This is a genomic window from Geodermatophilus sp. SYSU D00703 (assembly GCF_054050155.1).
Map to the genome: position 1 here is coordinate 92128 of NZ_JBJGYU010000016.1, position 16243 is coordinate 108370.

Below are 16243 nucleotides of genomic sequence, written 5' to 3' on the forward strand. Positions count from 1 at the left end.
CTCTGCCGCCCCCACGCCCACGCCCTTCCCCCACCGGCGCCGCCGCAGACCGGCCCGGCCCCCCGTACCCCAGCACCGACAGGATCCGCCGTGACCTTCCCCGCCCCCGCCCGTGACCTCGCCGTCCTGCTGACCCGCATCGCCGTCGGCCTCGTCTTCTTCGCCCACGGCTGGCAGAAGCTGTTCACCAACGGCATCGACGGCACCGCCGCCTTCTTCGACTCGGTCGGCGTACCCGCCGCCTCGGCCGCCGCGTGGTTCGCCGCCGTCGTCGAGCTCGCCGGCGGCGCCGCCCTGGTCCTCGGCCTGGCCGTCCCCGTCGCCGGACTGCTGCTGCTGGTCGACATGATCGGCGCCTTCGTCCTCGTCCACGCCGGCGCCGGCCTCTTCGTCGACCAGGGCGGCTACGAGCTCGTCCTCGTCCTCGGTGCGGCCGCCCTGGTGCTGGCCGCCGTCGGCGCCGGGCGCTTCAGCGTCGACCACCTGCTCGCCGGGCGGCGGCGCGCCGCCCACCCCGTCAGCGCCTGACCCAGCGCCGTGCTGCGGGCCGGCCGGCCTCGCCAGGGCCCACCCTGCCCGCAGCACGGCCCAGCCGGTGGCGGAGGTGGACCGCCGACACCGTTCCCGCCCACGCTCGCCGTCCCTGGAGGACCCGTGTCCGGCACCCCGTCCGCGTCGCCACCTCCGGCCCCCACCTCCCTGCCGATGCCTGCCGCCGAACCCGACCGCACCATCGGCTCCCGGGCCGACGTGGTCACCGGCGCCCCCGCCCGCTGCGCCGAGCAGCTCATCTCGCACCGGGGCCGCGAGCTCGCCTGCACCGGCGACGCGACGACCGCGCCGGCGACCACGGTGATCGGCGCGGCCACGGCGGGGATCGTCGTCGGCGAGGACGTGCTCACCCTGTGGGTCGTCGGCGACGACGAGGCGTCCGTCACGCGGGCCGAGCAGGTGCTGGGCAGCCACCTGGAGCGCTTCGCCCAGCGCGAATCCCTCACCGTGACCTGGGTCCGCACCGCCGGCACCCCGGTCCCGATCCCCACCGCGCCCGCCGCCACCCTCGAGGAGTCCGCATGACCACGCCCGCGTCCAGCCCGACCGCCGTCGCCGACGCCCGCATCCCCGGTGCGCACCCGTTCGCCGCCCACCTGCGCCGCGTCGCCGCCCTCGAGGCCGAGCAGCCGCACCGCGTCTGGACGCCGGCAGACGGGCCGCTGCCCAGCCTCTACCTGTCCCACGGCGGCGGGCCGATGCCGTTCGCCGACCCCGAGTGGCTGGACCCGCTGCACGACTGGGCCCGCACCCTGCCCAAGCCGAAGGCGATCCTCGTCGTCTCGGCGCACTGGGAGTCGGCACCGCTGTCGGTCAGCGCTCCCCGGCCGGCCGAGCTGGTCTACGACTTCGGCGGCTTCGACCCGCTGTACCACACGTTCCGCTACGACACCCCTGCCGCCGACGAGCTCGCCCGGCAGGTGGTGGGCCTGGTGCCGGACACCGAGCAGGTGCACCAGCACGCGCGGCGCGGCCTCGACCACGGGGCCTGGGTGCCCTTGAAGATCATGTACCCAGCCGCCGACGTCCCGGTGCTGCAGCTGTCCCTGCCCACCGAGGACCCCGACCAGCTCCTGGCCCTCGGCGAGCGGCTGCGCCCGCTGCGCGAGTCCGGCGTGCTCGTGGTCGGCTCGGGCCACATGACCCACGGCCTGCCGTTCCTCACCCGGGAGAACTGGCGGGGCACCCAGGTGCCCGGCTGGTCGGCCGACTTCGACGCCTGGGCCGCTGACGCCCTGGCCCGCGGTGACGTCGCCGAGCTCGCGCGGTTCCGCACCGCCGCACCCGGGATGCCCTACGCCCACCCCACGGTGGAGCACTTCACCCCTCTGTTCGTCACCCTCGGCGCGGCCACCGCCCCCACCGCTCCGGTGGTCACCACGCTGGAGGGCTACGGCGTCGGGCTGTCCCGGCGTTCCTTCCAGGCGGCCTGAGCTCCCCGCTCCCCGGCGATGCCTGGGGAGCCGAGGCGCGTGCAGCCCCAGCGATCGCCGGCCGCTCCGTCCCGCGTCGCGCAGATCTAGCCTGGCGGCGTGTCTCGGTCCCGGTATCGCCGCAGGACCTTCGCGCGCATACCCGACCGGGCATGGCGGGCCATCGGGGGGAACGGGCCGCCGACCGCGCCCATCGGCCTGCGGGCTCAACCCAGCTCGATGGACGACCTCACCGCGCACGCCGCGCTGGGCCTCGCCCTGCGCATCGGGGAGTCGATGCTGGCCATCGGGGCCTCTGCGGCCGACGTGACGGCCACGGTGCTCCGGGTGGCCGCCGCCTACGGGCTGACCAGCTGCCAGGTCGACGTCACGTTCACGTCACTGGTGGTCAGCTACGACCGCGAGAACGCGGTGCCCCTCACCGCGATGCGCACCGTCCGCATGCGCGGGATGGACTACACGCGCCTGCAGGGCGTCACGGACCTGGCCCGCGCGGTCGGCGCGGGTGGACTCGACATCGAGGCGGCACACCGCCGGCTGGACCGGGTGGTGTCGGCACCCGCCACCTATCGCCGCACCGTCCACGCACTGGGCTGGGCCGGCGTCGCGGGGTCCCTGGGGTTCCTCCTCGGGGGCGGATGGCTGGTGGCCCTCATCGCGGCGCTCACCACTGCCGTGGTCGCGCAGACGATGCGGGTGCTCGACCGGAGGGGGCTGCCGCTGTTCTTCCAGCAGGTGGCCGGTGCCGCGCTCGCCACCGGCGTCGCCGTCCTCCTGGTCGCGTGGGACGTCGACGTGCGCAGTTCGCTGGTCGTCGCCGCCGGCATCGTCGTCCTCCTCGCCGGGCTGTCGCTGGTCAGTGCCGCCGAGGATGCGATCAGCGGTTTCCCGGTCACCGCGGCCGCGCGGGCCTTCGAGGTGATGACGCTGACCGCCGGCATCGTCGTGGGCATCGCCGGCGTGCTCGACCTCGCCCAGCGGGCCCGGCTCCTGCTGGACGTCGCCCCCACCTCGTCCTCGGCAGCGCCGTTCGCCGTCGGGCTGGCGGCGTCGGCCGGGATCGCCGGGTCCTGGGCACTGGCCTCCCATGCCCGGCCGCGCGCCATCGCCCTCGCCGCACTGGCCGGAGGACTGGCCTGGACGGCGTTCTGGGCGGCCAGCGCGCTGGGCAGCGGCCCCGCGGTCGCCAGCGGGGTCGCGGCCGCCGCCGTCGGGTTCTGCGGAGAGCTGCTGACCGAGCGGCTCCGGATGCCGCCGCTGCTCGTCGCGGTCTGCGGCATCGTCCCGCTGCTGCCCGGGCTGGCGATCTACCGGGGCCTCTTCGCGATCGTCGTGGAGGCCGACATCCCGGGTGGACTCGCCGACCTGGTCGGAGCCGCGGCCGTCGGGCTCGCCCTCGCCGCCGGCGTCACGCTGGGCGAGTACCTCGGCCGGCCGTTGCGAGGCGGACGTGACCGCTACGACCGGCGGGTCCGCCGCCGGGCCAGGACCGTGGACTGAGGGCCAGGCCCCGGTCTGCCGATGCCCGCACCGGAGGCCCGTGGCCGCTTCCGGTCTGCGCCCGGTCGCGCTTCACTGGAGGCGCTCCGTCGCAGCCCCGGAACGCCCGTCAGACCCGGAACGGGAGGCGTGATGGTCAACCGAGTGCTGATGTGGGCGGCCGCCAGCCCCAAGCTCCAGCGGCAGGTCACGGGGAACCCGATCGCCCGGCGGGCCGCACACCGTTTCGTCGCCGGGGAGCGGCTCGACGAGGCGCTCGAGGTGGCCGCGACGCTGAACTCGCAGCGGATCGGCGGGATCCTCGACCTCCTCGGGGAGGGGGTCACCGACCTGCCCGGCGCGAGCGCCGCCGTCGCGGAGTACGAGGCAGCTGCGAAGGCGATCGCTGCGCGCGGCCTGGACGCCGGCATCTCCATCAAGCTCTCCCAGCTGGGCCAGACCGTGGACCGGGGTGCCTGCGCGGCGAACCTGAACGAGATCCTCGGCCAGGCCAAGGCGGTGGGCGTCCCGGTCGAGATCGACATGGAGGACAGCAGCCTGGTGTCGGACACGCTGGCGCTGTTCCGGGAGGCCGCGACCGCGCACCCGCAGACGAGACTCGCCATCCAGGCCGCGCTCCGCCGCACCCCCGTGGACCTGGAGGGCCTGGCGCCGTTGAAGCCACGCGTCCGACTGGTGAAGGGCGCGTACGCGGAGCCGGTCGAGGTCGCGCACCGGGGCAAGGCCGAGATCCGGGCGCAGTTCGTGTTCCTCACCGACTGGCTGTTCCGGCACGGCTCCGATCCCGCGTTCGGGACGCACGACGACGAGCTCGTCAGCTACGCCCGGAAGGCCGCCGTCAGGGCCGGCAAGGACCCGCAGGAGTACGAGTTCCAGTTCCTGTACGGCATCCGCCGCGATCTCCAGCGGGAACTCGTGGAGGCAGGTCACCGGGTCCGCGTGTACATCCCGTTCGGTTCCGCCTGGTACCCGTACCTGACCCGCCGGATGGCGGAGCGCCCGGCCAACCTGCTGTTCTTCCTACGCGCCCTCGCGGGTAGGTGAAGTCCTCGACACCCGGAGCGTGATCGTCGTGTTCGACGCCGTCACCCAGGTCCCCCCGCCCGTCAACGAGCCGGTGCACGACTTCGCGCCCGGGAGCCCCGAGCGGGCCGCGCTCGAGGAGCGGTTGAAGCAGGTCGCCGCCGAGCGGGCGGAACTCCCCATGACGATCGGGGGCGAACAGCGCCGCGGCGGCGGTGAGCCCATCGACGTGGTCCAGCCGCATCGGAAGGACGCCGTGCTCGGCACGCTCCACAACGCGACGCCGGACGACGTCGCCGATGCCGTGGCGGCGGCCCGCGCCGCCGCTCCGGCGTGGCAGCGCATGTCGTACGACGACCGGGCGGCGGTCTTCCTCAAGGCGGCCGAGCTGCTCGCCGGGCCGTGGCGGCACACGCTCGCCGCGGCGACCATGCTCGGGCAGAGCAAGACCTGCTACCAGGCCGAGATCGACACACCCTGCGAACTGGTCGACTTCTGGCGGTTCAACGTCCACTACGGCCGGCAGATCCTCGACGAGCAGCCGATGAGCTCACCCGGTGTCTGGAACCGCTTCGACCACCGACCCCTCGAGGGCTTCGTGCTCGCGATCACCCCCTTCAACTTCACCGCCATCGCCGGCAACCTCCCCACCGCGCCCGCGCTGATGGGCAACACGGTGGTCTGGAAGCCCTCCCCCACCCAGCAGCTCGCCGCGCACCACACGATGCGGGTGCTGGAGGAGGCCGGCCTCCCGCCCGGGGTCATCAACATGGTGACCGGCGACGGACGCGCGGTCAGTGAGGTCGCGCTGGTCCACCCCGACCTGGCCGGCATCCACTTCACCGGCTCGACGGCGACCTTCGGGCACCTCTGGCGGACGGTGACCGAGAACCTGCGGACCTACCGGGCCTATCCGCGCCTGGTCGGGGAGACCGGCGGCAAGGACTTCGTCATCGCGCACCCCTCCGCCGACGTCGACGTCCTGCGCACCGCACTCGTGCGGGGCGCGTTCGAGTTCCAGGGGCAGAAGTGCTCCGCGGCGTCCCGCGCCTACATCCCCCGCTCGGTGTGGAACCGGTTGCGCGACCCGTTCCTGGACGAGGTCGAGAACCTGCCGATGGGGGACGTCACCGACTTCACGGTGTTCCTCGGCGCGGTCATCGACCAGCGCTCCTTCGACCGCCTCACCGGCGTCCTGGACCGGGTCCGCGGCGAGGAGGGGGTGGAGGTCCTGGCCGGCGGCACCGCCGACGACAGCGAGGGCTTCTTCGTCCGCCCCACGCTGGTGCAGGCCGACAACCCCGAGCACGAGGTCTTCACCACCGAGTACTTCGGCCCCATCCTCGGGGTGTTCGTCTACGACGACGCCGACTACGACCGGGTGGTCCGCGAGGCGGCCGACGCCGCGCCGTACGGGCTGACCGGATCGGTCATCGCGCAGGACCGTGCCGCGATCGTCGAGGCCATGGAGGTGCTGCGGTTCTCGGCCGGCAACTTCTACGTCAACGACAAGCCGACCGGGGCGGTCGTCGGACAGCAGCCCTTCGGCGGTGCCCGGGCCAGCGGCACCAACGACAAGGCCGGGTCGATCCTGAACCTCCTGCGGTGGGTGTCGCCGCGCTCGATCAAGGAGACGTTCGTGCCCCCCACCGACTACCGCTACCCGCACATGGGCTGACGCCGTCCCTGCTCGAGGCGCCCTGCGCCCGCGGGAGGGTCACGGCGCCTCGGTGGGATAGCCCTCCTCGTCCATCCGGCGGATGACGGCGGGGTCGAGCCGCCCCTCCCCCACGGCGGCGTCGACCTCGACGTCCGCGGGTGCGCCGTGCTCGTGCATCCACCGGTCGGCGCGGGACTCCGCGGCCGCCCCCTGCTCGGTCGTGTGGGCGTCACCGATGGCCCGGCGCCGGACGGCGTAGGCCACGAGCACGAGCGCCCAGGCGAGCAGGCTGAGCAGGATCTGCGACCGCGTGCTCTCCCGGATGAACATCTGCACGAGGATCGCGACGATGGCCACCGCTGTGAGCAGGGTCAGGACGGGGTAGAACCACATCTTCACCCGGAGCCGCTCCGGCGGGATCGTCGGCCGCATCCGCAGCTGGGAGAGGCTGATCAGCAGGTAGACGAACAGGATGATCGCGCCGGAGGAGTTGAGCAGGAACAGGAAGACCTGGTCCGGCGAGACGTACGCGGCGACCACGCAGAGGAACCCGATGACGGAGGACGACAGGATCGCCCAGGCGGGCACCCCGCGCCTGCTGACCGCCAGCATCCGAGCCGGCGCCTCGTGCCGGGCGGCCAGCACGAAGAGCATGCGCGACGCGGTGTAGAGGCCCGAGTTCAGGCAGGACAGCACCGCGGTCAGCACGACGAAGTTCATGATCTCTGCCGCCGCCGGGATCCCCATCTCCTCCATCGCGGCCACGTACGGCGAACCTCCGAGCTCCGTGGAGTTCCACGGGAGGATCGTGGCCAGCAGGAAGATGGAACCCACGAAGAAGATCGAGATCCGGAGGACCACGGAGTTGGTCGCCTTGACGATGCCGCGCTCCGGCTCTGCGGACTCGGCGGCGGCGATCGTGGCGATCTCCGCGCCCACCATCGAGAAGATCACGATGACGATGCCCGAGAAGAGTGCGCCGACGCCGTTGGGGAACAGGCCGCCGTGCTCGGTGAGGTTGGAGAAGTCGAGGTCGCGACCCGGCCACAGGCCCAGCACGAAGAACGTGCCCAGAGCGATGAAGACCGCGATCGTGGCGACCTTGACCCCGGCGAACCAGTACTCGAACTCCCCGTAGGAGGCCACGGAGAACAGGTTCGTCGCCGTCATGAGCAGCATGAGGCCGAGCGCCATGACCCACAGCGGGACGCCGGGCAACCAGCGCTGCAGGATGCCCGCCCCCGCCACGGCCTCGAAGCCGACCACGATGACCCAGAAGTACCAGTACAGCCAGCCCACGCTGAAGCCCGCCCACCCCCCGAGCGACTGCCGGGCGTAGTCGGCGAAGGACCCCGTGGAGGGGTTGGCGACCGCCATCTCGCCGAGCATCCGCATGACCATCACGATCAGGACGCCGGTGAGGGCATAGGTGAGGAACGCTGCGGGGCCGACCTCGCCGATGATCGCGCCCGAGCCGACGAAGAGGCCTGCGCCGATCACACCGCCGATCGCGATCATCGTGAGGTGACGGTGCTTGAGCCCCTTGTGGAGGTTGCCGTCGCCGGCAGCTGGACCGTGCGCCATGTCCGCTCCCCTCGTCCTGCTACGAGTCGGTGGGGTCAGGCGAGCTCACGAGAATGATGGTCCGGACCGCCGGGGCCGCGCCAGCGCAACGACTCCCCTCTGTGACGTCACGTGCGCGTGCGCCGTCCGGCGCGCGGGCGGGCTGTCGGACACGCCGGTCCGAGTCCGCATCGGCGGCCGCCGGGGCCGGCCGCTCGCCTCCCGGACCGACCGCTGAGGGCTCTCCCCCACCGTCGGCAGCGCGTCCCGAGGTCATGCCCCCGAGGCGCCGGTCAGACCTCCCAGGGAGTCGTCTCGTCGAGGGCCAGGAGCGCAGCGGCCTGCGGGTCGGTGAGGTCGCCGGAGCGGGTCCACTCGGCTCGCAGGTGTCTCCGTGCAGCCTGCGGAGAGCTCATGCGATGGGTGGCCGGGGTCCAGGAGTCGAGGAGCACCAGGCTGCGCACCAGGCGCCAGGTCCAACTCCCTGCGGCTGCCGATCCGGACGTCCGATTCGGTAGCGGTCCTCCGCCCGGCTGTGCGCCGAGGGATCCGTGGCGGGGCGTGCGGGGGTCTTCGCGTTCTGGGGACACTGTTCTTCTTCTGCTTCTCGTCGATCGGACGGGACGCCGGAGACACGGCTCGGCGTCCCAGCTCCTCCCCCACCGTATGACCGCGCCGGGCTCCGGTCGCGCGTCGCAGGCGTGATGACCCGCACGCTGCCGTCGCCCGGTGCGCCGTCGCCCGTTCCTCCCCCAGCGCGACCGTCGGCGACGTCCTCGGGGGCGACGCCGGCGTCCCCACACCTGTGGCCGGGATGCGCTCGCCCGCCCGACGCCTCACCGTGCCACGAGGAGCTCGGCGGGGTCGGTGTGGGCCAGGTCGTGGGCCTCGGCGACCGGCCGGCTGACCAGGTTCCCGGCGAGGGTGCTCAGGCCGAGGCGCAGGGCGGGGTCTGTCCGGGCGGCGCCGGCCACGCCGTGCCGGGCGACCCGGACCAGGTACGGCAGCGTGGCCGAGGTCAGCGCCTGTGTCGAGGTGCGGGCGACCGCCCCGGGGATGTTGGCCACGCAGTAGTGGGTGACGCCCTCCTCGACGTAGGTCGGGTGCGAGTGGGTGGTCGCCCGGCTGGTCTCGAAGCAGCCGCCCTGGTCGATGGCGATGTCGACGACCACGCTGCCCGGGCGCATCGCGGCGATCATCTCCCGGCTGACCAGCTTGGGCGCCTTGGCGCCGGGCACGAGGACCGCGCCGATCACGACGTCGGCCTCGGCGACGTAGGCCGCCGTGCGGGCCCGGTTGGGCGTCACCAGGTCCAGCCGCCCGCCGAAGATGTCGGACAGGTAGGCCAGCCGGCTGGGGTTGGTGTCCAGCACCCGGACGATGGCCCGCATCCCGAGTGCGATCTTCGCCGCCTCGGTGCCGGCCACCCCGCCGCCGATGATGAGGACCTTCGCCGCCGGCGTGCCGGGCACGCCGCCGAGCAGGATCCCCGCTCCCCCGGCCGGGTTCTCCAGGTGGTGCGCGGCGGCCTGCACGGCCATCCGTCCGGCGACCTCGCTCATGGGGGTCAGCAGCGGCAGCCTGCCGTCGGCGGTCTGCACGGTCTCGTAGGCGATGGCGTCGATCCGCCGGGCGAGGAGGAACTCGGTCAGGCCACGGTCGGCGGCCAGGTGCAGGTAGGTGAACAGCTGCTGGCCGTCGCGGAACCGGTCGTACTCGGCGGGCACCGGCTCCTTGACCTTGACGATCAGCTCGGCCGCGGCGAACACCTCGTCGGCGCTCGGCACGACCTCGGCGCCGGCGGCGGCGTACTCCTCGTCGGAGAACCGGGACCCGGCGCCGGCGCCGGCCTGCACGACCACCCGGGAACCGTCGTGCACCAGCTCCACGACGCCGTCGGGCGTGAGCGCCACCCGGTTCTCGTTGTCCTTGATCTCCTTCGGTACGCCGACGACGAGCGTGCTCATGGCGGATCTCCTCCGGTCGGGGCCCGGTGCGGTGGCACCGGTGCGGTCGTCGAGGGTCACGCCGCCGGATGCGGTCGGGACCCGGTGGAACGGGCGGGCTCCCGCGTCAGACCAGCGTCTGGGCCTCGGTCAGGGTGTGCCGCAGGACCTGCTCCATCTCGTCGAACTCCGCCTGACCGCAGATGAGCGGCGGAGCCACCTGGACCACGACGTCGCCGCGGTCGTCGGGGCGGCAGTACAGGCCGGCCTCGAACAGCGCGCCGGGCAGGAAGCCGCGGACCAGCCGCTCCCGTTCGGCGGCGTCGAAGGTCTGCCGGGTCGTCTTGTCCTTGACCAGCTCGACGGCCCAGAAGTAGCCGTCGCCGCGGACGTCGCCGACGATCGGCAGGTCGAGCAGCTTGCCCAGGGTGGCGCCCAGCGCGGCCTCGTGGTCCAGCACGCGCTGGTTGAGCCCCTCGTCCTCCATGAGGTCGAGGTTGGCCAGCGAGACCGCCGCCGCCACGGGGTGGCCGCCGAAGGTGTAGCCGTGCGGAAAGGCCACGTTCGGGCGCAGGAACGGCTCCATCACCCGCTCCGAGGCGATCATCGCGCCGATCGGGCCGTAGCCGGAGCTCATCCCCTTGGCGCAGGTGATCAGGTCGGGGGTGTAGCCGAACTTCGCGCAGGCGAACGTCGCCCCGTGCCGGCCGAAGGCGCAGATGACCTCGTCGGAGACCAGCAGCACGTCGTGCCGGTCGCAGATCTCGCGGACCCGGTCGAAGTACCCAGGCGGCGGGGTGAGGCAGCCGCCGGAGTTCTGCACCGGCTCGAGGAACACCGCGGCGACCGTGTCGGGGCCCTCGAACAGGATCGCCTCCTCGATCCGGTCGGCGGCCCAGCGGCCGAAGGCCTTCGGGTCGTCGGCGAACTCCGGGTGCCGGTACAGGTTGGTGTTGGGCACCCGGAAGCCGCCCGGGGCGAGGGGCTCGAAGTCCCTCTTCATGGCGGGCAGCCCGGTGATGGCCAGGGCCCCGTGCGGGGTGCCGTGGTAGGCCACCGCGCGGCTGATCACCTTGTGCTTGCCCGGCTTGCCGATCAGCTTGAAGTACTGCTTGGCGGCCTTCCACGCCGACTCCACCGCCTCGCCGCCGCCGGTGGTGAAGAAGACGCGGTTCAGATCGGCGGGCGCCAGGTCGGCGATCCGCTCGGCCAGCTCGGCCTGCACCGGCGTGGTGTAGCCCCACACCGGGAAGTACGCCAGCTCGGCGGCCTGCTTCGCGGCCACCTCCGCCAGCTCCCGCCGCCCGTGCCCGACCTGGACGACGAACAGCCCGGACAGGCCGTCGAGGATCTTCCGGCCCCGGTTGTCCCAGATGTGGGCACCCTCCCCGCGCGTGACCACCGGGATGGGCCGCTCCGGGTGGAGGCCCTGGCGGGCGAAGTGCATCCACAGGTGGTCCGCGGCACGCGCCGCCGTCACGTCCGGCACGCCGGCCGGAGGCTGCTCGATCGAGGTGGTCATCCCAGGCTCCTCGTGGCTTCGGGTCGGAGGGACGTCAGACGTTCGGGGAGAGCGCCCGGGCAGCAGCGTCCCGCGCCATCGCCCGGTTCGTCCCCTCGGAACGCGGGCCTCTCTCCTTCCGGATCGACGCCCCATCAGCGACCAGGACGCGTGCACCGGAGGGCGCCGTCGCGCTCGTACCGGTCGTCGACATGACCTGAGTCTGCGGACACCTCCCCCACAGTCACCAGACGATCTGTGTCGCTCCGCCTCACCCGTCCGACATCGCGTCGGGCGACGAGCGTTGCTCACCCCTGGCCAACGGTCGCCCGGTCGGCCCGAGGTGCGCACTGCTCCCGACGGACCGCTCGGGACCTGCGCTCGCGACCCGCTCGGTCGGGGCTGTCCGCACCGACCGCGAGAGAGGACGGCGGAGCGGCGCCGTCCTGCGGGAGGACGGCGCCGCTCATCGGTGCAGGCGCAGGTCAGTCGTCAGCGGACTGGTCCGGCGAGCTGTCGGTCCCGTCCCGGTCGGCCGGCCCACGGTCGTCGACGGCGGCGTCGACGCGGTCGGTGACGCGCTGCTCCAGGTCGGCCAGCCGCTCGTCGGCCTGTTCCTGCGTGATCCGGCCGTCAGTGACGGCCTGGGCGATCCGCTCCTGCTCGGCCGTGACGAGTGCCTGGACGAGGGTGTCGACCGCGACCCCGTTGTCCTCGGCGACCTGGGCCAGCGTGGCGCCGTCGGCCTCGAGGGCGGTGTGCAGGTCGTCCTCGCTCATGCCGAGCGCCTCGGCGGCGGCGGCCAGGTCCGGGCCCCGGCCGTGGTGTCCCCCACCGCCGCCCAGACCGGCCTCGTCGAGGGTGGTGGCGACCTCGTCGGCCTGCTCCTGGGTGATCGAGCCGTCGCCGACCAGGCCGGCCAGCGCGTCCCTGATGTGGTCGATCGGGGACGACGTCGCATCCTCGGTGGTGTCTGTGGCGGCCAGCGCCGGTGCGGCCACGGCCAGGCCGGTGAGGGTCAGCGCGCCGGCGGTGGCGGCGATGACGAACTTCTTGCGCACGTGTGCTCCTTGTCATGGGCCGGTGTCTCCGGCCGTCCGCTCACCGTCCGCGAACAGACTGTGCGTGCGCTGTGACCGTGCGGTGACGATCCTGCGGGTCCTGCGTGCGGTCCTCGCTCTGCCCCTCACCGACCGGATCGGCCCGGTGTCCGCCGGGCCGACCTCCCCGCTGGGGCGGGTCACGACGCGGCAGGTCGAGCCCTGGGGGCCGCGGCCAACCGGCGGATCACCCGGCTTCCCTCTGCCGGCGATGCGCGTCGTCGGTGACGGTGAACAGGTCGATCAGGCCAGTGACCGTCAGGGCGCGGGTCACCGCGCCGGTGGTGGTGATCAGCCGGAGCGCCACGTCGCGGTCGAGCGCCGACTTCTGGGTCTCCACCAGCACCGCCAGGCCGGCCGAGCCCAGGAACTGGACCCCGGAGAGGTCGATCACCAGCTCCGTCGGCTGCCGCTGCAGTTGGGGGTCCAGCACCGAACGCAACAGCGGAGCGGTGAAGGTGTCCACCTCCCCGGCGGCCGTCACGGTGACCGTGCCGTCCTCTCCCGTCCTGGTCGACAGCGCCAGCAGGTCGTCGAACACGCCGTCCACACTCGGCTCGGCGGGCCGGTCAGCCGTGGTCACGGCAACGCTCCTCTCCGGCGGTCCTCCTGGCGGCGGGCGCCCGCCGGCCTGTCCGCCGCTGCACCGGTGTCTTCGCCTGCGCGACGCCTCGTGGATGCAGCTGTCCGGCCGGCCACCGCGGCCGCCCTGCGGCCGGCCCGGGTCCACACCGGCCGGGGCCGCGCCGGAGCCGGCCGACCGGATCGACGACGAGCGCGGCCTCCCTCCGAGGGGGGAAGGCCTCAACCTCCCTCGCCGCGCGGCCGATGGTGGTGGGGCAGGACCACCACCAGAGGAGCCGTCCACCGTGCACGCACACCGACCCTCACCGGAGCCGCCCACCGGCGGCCGCGTGGCGACCGTCAGCGTGCCCGGCAACGTTCTCGACGGGCTCGCCCGGGCGACGCTCGAGGCGACCGCCGCGATCGTCCTCGTGTGCGACGCCGGCGGCCGCGTCATGCTGGCCAACCCCGCCCTGCAGCGCTTCACCGGCCGGACCCGGGAGGAGCTGGTCGGGGCGCTCTTCTACGACGTCGTCGTCCAGCCCGAGGAGGTCGAGCTCGCCCGCGCCGGCGTCGCCCACGTGCTGGCGGGCAGACCGGCCATCCCCGGCGAGGTCGACTGGCTCGCCGGGGACGGCGAGCGGCGGAGGGTCGAGCTGCAGACCAGCGTCCTCGCCCGCGACGACGGCGCGCCCTGTGCGGTCGCCTTCATCGGCATCGACGTCACCGTGCACCGCGAGCGCGAGGCGCACACCCACCGGCTGGCGATGACCGACCCGCTCACCGGCGTCGCCAACCGCAGCGCGCTGTTCGCCGTCCTCGGCGGCCACCTGGACGCCGCGACCGGCGGTGGGTGCGGGCTGCTCTTCTGCGACCTCGACGACTTCAAGGCGGTCAACGACCGGTACGGCCACGCGGCCGGCGACCGCCTGCTGACCGGCGTCGCCGAGCGGCTGCGCGAGGTCGCCGGTCCCGAGGACGTCGTGGCGCGGCTCGGCGGCGACGAGTTCGTCGTGCTCTTCCGGGGAACCGATGCCGGCTCCCTCGCCGAGCGCGTCCGGGCCCTCGAGGCCCGGATGGACGAGCCGTTCGGGATCGCCGGCACCCTGGTCCGGATCGGCGCCAGCATCGGTTCGGCGATCGGGCGGCCCGGCAACGACCCGGATGCGCTCATGGCCGAGGCCGACCTCGCGATGTACGGCGTGAAGACCGTTCGCCGCGCCCGCCGGACGCCGCCCACCGCACCGTCGCGCCCCTAGCTCAGCGCACACACTCACGCCCTGGGCCCCGGAGGCCCTCCGGCCGCGTCCGCTGCCTCGCGACCTGATCGCTGGTCGGGTGACGGTCCAGGCGCCCGGCCGTCCCGGTGCCCGGTCAGGTCTTGTCTGCTGCTGAGGTGGCGGGTGCGGCGGTGGTCACGTGGGTCGCCGCCCAGCTGGCCAGCAGCTTGAGCCCGTCCTCGCTCGGCGTCCCGGGCTCGGCCGTGTAGACGGTCAGGGCGAGCTCGCCCTGCTCCGCGGTCGCCAGGTCGAAGCTGTGGTACACCAGCTCGAGGGTGCCGACGGCGGGGTGCCGGAACTGCTTCACCCCGGCCTGGTGCAGCCGCACGTCGTGCGTCGCCCAGCGGGTGCGGAACTCCTCGCTGACGGTCGACAGCTCCCCCACCAGCTCACGCAGGTCCTTGTCGTACGGGTCGCGGCCGGCCTCGGTGCGCAGCAGCGCGACCGTGACGTTGGCCGCGGCGTCCCAGTCCACGTGGTAGTCCCGCGCCCGCCGGTCGAGGAACTGGAAGCGGGCGATGTTCGCCCGCCACCGCGGCTCGTCGAGCACCGGTGAGTACAGCGCCCGGGCCAGGGTGTTGGCGGCGACGACGTCCAGCGGGCCGTTGGCGCTTGGACCGGGAGTTCATGGGGGTCGGGTGTTCGGGGGTCAGTCGCCGCGGAACACCCGCTCGGGACCGGCCGGACCCGACGATCGAGCAGCCGACCGATGCGCTCATCCGGCTGGCCGCCACCTGTGTGTGCGGCTCGGACCTGTGGCTTTACCGCGGCATCGAGGCGGTGAACGGCCCGGCGCCGATGGGGCACGAGTACGTCGGCATCGTGGAAGAGGTCGGCAGCGACGTGCGCACCGTCGAGCCGGGCCAGTTCGTCGTCGGCTCGTTCTTCGCCTCCGACAACACCTGCGAGATCTGCCAGGCCGGTTACCAGTCCCGCTGCGTGCACGCCGAGCTGGTCGGCGCGCTCGGCACCCAGGCCGAGTACGCCCGGATCCCGCTGGCCGACGGCACTCTCGTCGCCACCCCCGGTCTGCCGGACGACGACCTGGTGCCCAGCCTGCTGGCCGCCTCGGACGTGCTCGGCACCGGCTGGTTCGGCGCCGTCGCCGCCGAGGCCGGCCCCGGCAAGACCGTGGCCGTCGTCGGCGACGGCGCGGTCGGCCTGCTCGGCGTGCTGGCCGCCGGACAGCTGGGTGCGGAGCGGATCATCGCGATGAGCCGGCACGAGTCCCGGCAGCGGCTGGCGCGGGAGTTCGGCGCGACCGACGTCGTCGCCGAGCGCGGCCACGCCGGCGTCGCCGCCGTCAAGGAGCTGACCAACGGGCTGGGCGCGCACTCGGTGATCGAGGCCGTGGGCACCCAGGAGTCGATGGTGCAGGCCATCCGCGCCACCCGCCCCGGCGGGCACGTCGGTTACGTCGGCGTCTCCCACGACGTCGCGCTGCCCGGCGACGAGCTGTTCTTCTCCGGCGTCCACCTGCACGGCGGCCCCGCCCCGGTGCGCCGCTTCCTGCCCGAGCTGATCGAGCTGATCTGCAGTCGCGAGATCGACCCGGGCAAGGTCTTCGACCTCACCCTGCCGCTGGACCGGGCGGCCGAGGGGTACCAGGCGATGGACGAGCGGCGCGCGATCAAGACGCTGCTCACCGTCCGACCCGCCGGAGGACCCGCGATGGCACTGCAGCCCGTCCGCCCGACGGTCACGAGGCCGGCGACGAACTCCACCGGCGACGTCCACACGACCCCGATCCACGGCGGCACCGAGCCGTCGCGGATGACCGTCGCGCTCGTCCGGTTCGCCCCCGGGACCCGCACCCACTGGCACCGGCACGCCGTCGGCCAGACCCTGCACGTCACCGGGGGCGTCGGCCTGGTCGGCACCCGCGACGGCTCGGTGCTGCGCATCCGGGCCGGCAACACCGTCGCCTGCCCGCCGGATGGGGAGCACTGGCACGGTGCGGCCGCCGACACCTTCATGAGCCACCTGGCCATGCTGGAGGACCTGCCCGGCGGCGGGGCCCCCACCACCTGGCTGGAGCCGGTCCCGGAGGAGCTGTACCGGGCGGCCGACCAGCGGTGACGCGCGGTGGCGCCCCAGTGGCCGTCCCTGGGGCGCCACCCG

15 protein-coding genes are annotated in these 16243 nt (G+C 73.6%); 8 read left to right on the forward strand and 7 right to left on the reverse strand.

What is annotated here, in order from left to right:
* Nucleotides 1-90: 90 nt before the first annotated feature.
* From ACI782_RS16135 to pruA, 6 genes are all read left to right on the forward strand, one after another.
* Nucleotides 91-528, forward strand: coding sequence for a DoxX family protein (locus tag ACI782_RS16135; protein ID WP_456910964.1), 438 nt, complete (start codon nt 91-93; stop codon nt 526-528).
* Between the two features lie 177 nt (nt 529-705).
* Entirely contained in the window at nt 706-1077 is a 372-nt protein-coding gene (locus tag ACI782_RS16140) for a DUF2218 domain-containing protein (protein WP_456910966.1), read from the forward strand.
* Nucleotides 1074-1985 carry a dioxygenase family protein gene (locus tag ACI782_RS16145; RefSeq protein WP_456910968.1) on the forward strand — a complete coding sequence of 304 codons (912 nt, stop codon included), beginning with the start codon at nt 1074-1076 and terminating at the stop codon, nt 1983-1985. The genes ACI782_RS16140 and ACI782_RS16145 overlap by 4 nt, the downstream gene beginning before the upstream one ends.
* Nucleotides 1986-2204: 219 nt before the next feature.
* Nucleotides 2205-3485 (forward strand): threonine/serine ThrE exporter family protein, encoded by a 1281-nt coding sequence (locus ACI782_RS16150; RefSeq protein ID WP_456910970.1) that lies wholly within the window; start codon nt 2205-2207, stop codon nt 3483-3485.
* A gap of 132 nt (nt 3486-3617) precedes the next feature.
* Nucleotides 3618-4529, forward strand: coding sequence for a proline dehydrogenase family protein (locus ACI782_RS16155; protein WP_456910972.1), 912 nt, complete (start codon nt 3618-3620; stop codon nt 4527-4529).
* A 19-nt stretch (nt 4530-4548) separates the two neighbouring features.
* Nucleotides 4549-6186 carry an L-glutamate gamma-semialdehyde dehydrogenase gene (pruA, locus tag ACI782_RS16160; RefSeq protein WP_456910974.1) on the forward strand — a complete coding sequence of 546 codons (1638 nt, stop codon included), beginning with the start codon at nt 4549-4551 and terminating at the stop codon, nt 6184-6186.
* 39 nt (nt 6187-6225) lie between these two features.
* On the opposite strand, the gene ACI782_RS16165 is transcribed toward pruA, so the two are convergent.
* The 6 genes from ACI782_RS16165 to ACI782_RS16190 form a co-directional block, all read right to left on the reverse strand.
* Nucleotides 6226-7752: an amino acid permease gene (locus ACI782_RS16165; protein WP_456910976.1), complete on the reverse strand. Its 1527-nt coding sequence runs from the start codon at nt 7750-7752 to the stop codon at nt 6226-6228.
* Nucleotides 7753-8024: 272 nt separating this feature from the next.
* Nucleotides 8025-8147, reverse strand: a complete 123-nt coding sequence (locus tag ACI782_RS16170) for a hypothetical protein (protein WP_456910978.1) — start codon at nt 8145-8147, stop codon at nt 8025-8027.
* A gap of 420 nt (nt 8148-8567) precedes the next feature.
* Complete coding sequence (ald, locus tag ACI782_RS16175; RefSeq protein WP_456910980.1) at nt 8568-9698, reverse strand: alanine dehydrogenase; 1131 nt, start codon at nt 9696-9698, stop codon at nt 8568-8570.
* Nucleotides 9699-9804: 106 nt separating this feature from the next.
* Nucleotides 9805-11199 carry an aspartate aminotransferase family protein gene (locus ACI782_RS16180; protein ID WP_456910982.1) on the reverse strand — a complete coding sequence of 465 codons (1395 nt, stop codon included), beginning with the start codon at nt 11197-11199 and terminating at the stop codon, nt 9805-9807.
* Between the two features lie 464 nt (nt 11200-11663).
* Entirely contained in the window at nt 11664-12239 is a 576-nt protein-coding gene (locus tag ACI782_RS16185; RefSeq protein WP_456910984.1) for a hypothetical protein, read from the reverse strand.
* Nucleotides 12240-12465: 226 nt separating this feature from the next.
* A complete protein-coding gene (locus tag ACI782_RS16190) occupies nt 12466-12861 on the reverse strand; it encodes an STAS domain-containing protein (protein WP_456910986.1) in 396 nt (131 codons plus the stop codon).
* Nucleotides 12862-13147: 286 nt separating this feature from the next.
* On the opposite strand from ACI782_RS16190, the gene ACI782_RS16195 reads away from it, so the two are divergent.
* Nucleotides 13148-14101: a diguanylate cyclase domain-containing protein gene (locus ACI782_RS16195; RefSeq protein ID WP_456910988.1), complete on the forward strand. Its 954-nt coding sequence runs from the start codon at nt 13148-13150 to the stop codon at nt 14099-14101.
* 115 nt (nt 14102-14216) lie between these two features.
* Here ACI782_RS16195 and ACI782_RS16200 read toward each other — a convergent pair whose 3' ends face one another.
* The gene (locus ACI782_RS16200) at nt 14217-14720 is read right to left on the reverse strand and encodes an MmyB family transcriptional regulator (RefSeq protein ID WP_456910992.1); all 504 of its coding nucleotides are present in this window, start codon (nt 14718-14720) and stop codon (nt 14217-14219) included.
* Between the two features lie 29 nt (nt 14721-14749).
* Here ACI782_RS16200 and ACI782_RS16205 point away from each other — a divergent pair, with 29 nt between their 5' ends.
* Nucleotides 14750-16201, forward strand: coding sequence for a zinc-binding dehydrogenase (locus ACI782_RS16205; RefSeq protein WP_456910994.1), 1452 nt, complete (start codon nt 14750-14752; stop codon nt 16199-16201).
* The last annotated feature ends 42 nt before the right edge of the window (nt 16202-16243 follow it).

What these genes read in the sequence shown, in the direction of transcription:
- ACI782_RS16140 (WP_456910966.1), top strand. Translation starts at nt 706, where the DNA reads ATGCCTGCCGCCGAACCCGACCGCACCATCGGCTCCCGGGCCGACGTG.
- ACI782_RS16145 (WP_456910968.1), top strand. Translation starts at nt 1,074, where the DNA reads ATGACCACGCCCGCGTCCAGCCCGACCGCCGTCGCCGACGCCCGCATC.
- ACI782_RS16150 (WP_456910970.1), top strand. Translation starts at nt 2,205, where the DNA reads ATGGACGACCTCACCGCGCACGCCGCGCTGGGCCTCGCCCTGCGCATC.
- ACI782_RS16155 (WP_456910972.1), top strand. Translation starts at nt 3,618, where the DNA reads ATGGTCAACCGAGTGCTGATGTGGGCGGCCGCCAGCCCCAAGCTCCAG.
- ACI782_RS16165 (WP_456910976.1), bottom strand. Translation starts at nt 7,752, where the DNA reads ATGGCGCACGGTCCAGCTGCCGGCGACGGCAACCTCCACAAGGGGCTC.
- ACI782_RS16170 (WP_456910978.1), bottom strand. Translation starts at nt 8,147, where the DNA reads ATGAGCTCTCCGCAGGCTGCACGGAGACACCTGCGAGCCGAGTGGACC.
- ald (WP_456910980.1), bottom strand. Translation starts at nt 9,698, where the DNA reads ATGAGCACGCTCGTCGTCGGCGTACCGAAGGAGATCAAGGACAACGAG.
- ACI782_RS16180 (WP_456910982.1), bottom strand. Translation starts at nt 11,199, where the DNA reads ATGACCACCTCGATCGAGCAGCCTCCGGCCGGCGTGCCGGACGTGACG.
- ACI782_RS16205 (WP_456910994.1), top strand. Translation starts at nt 14,750, where the DNA reads ATGGGGGTCGGGTGTTCGGGGGTCAGTCGCCGCGGAACACCCGCTCGG.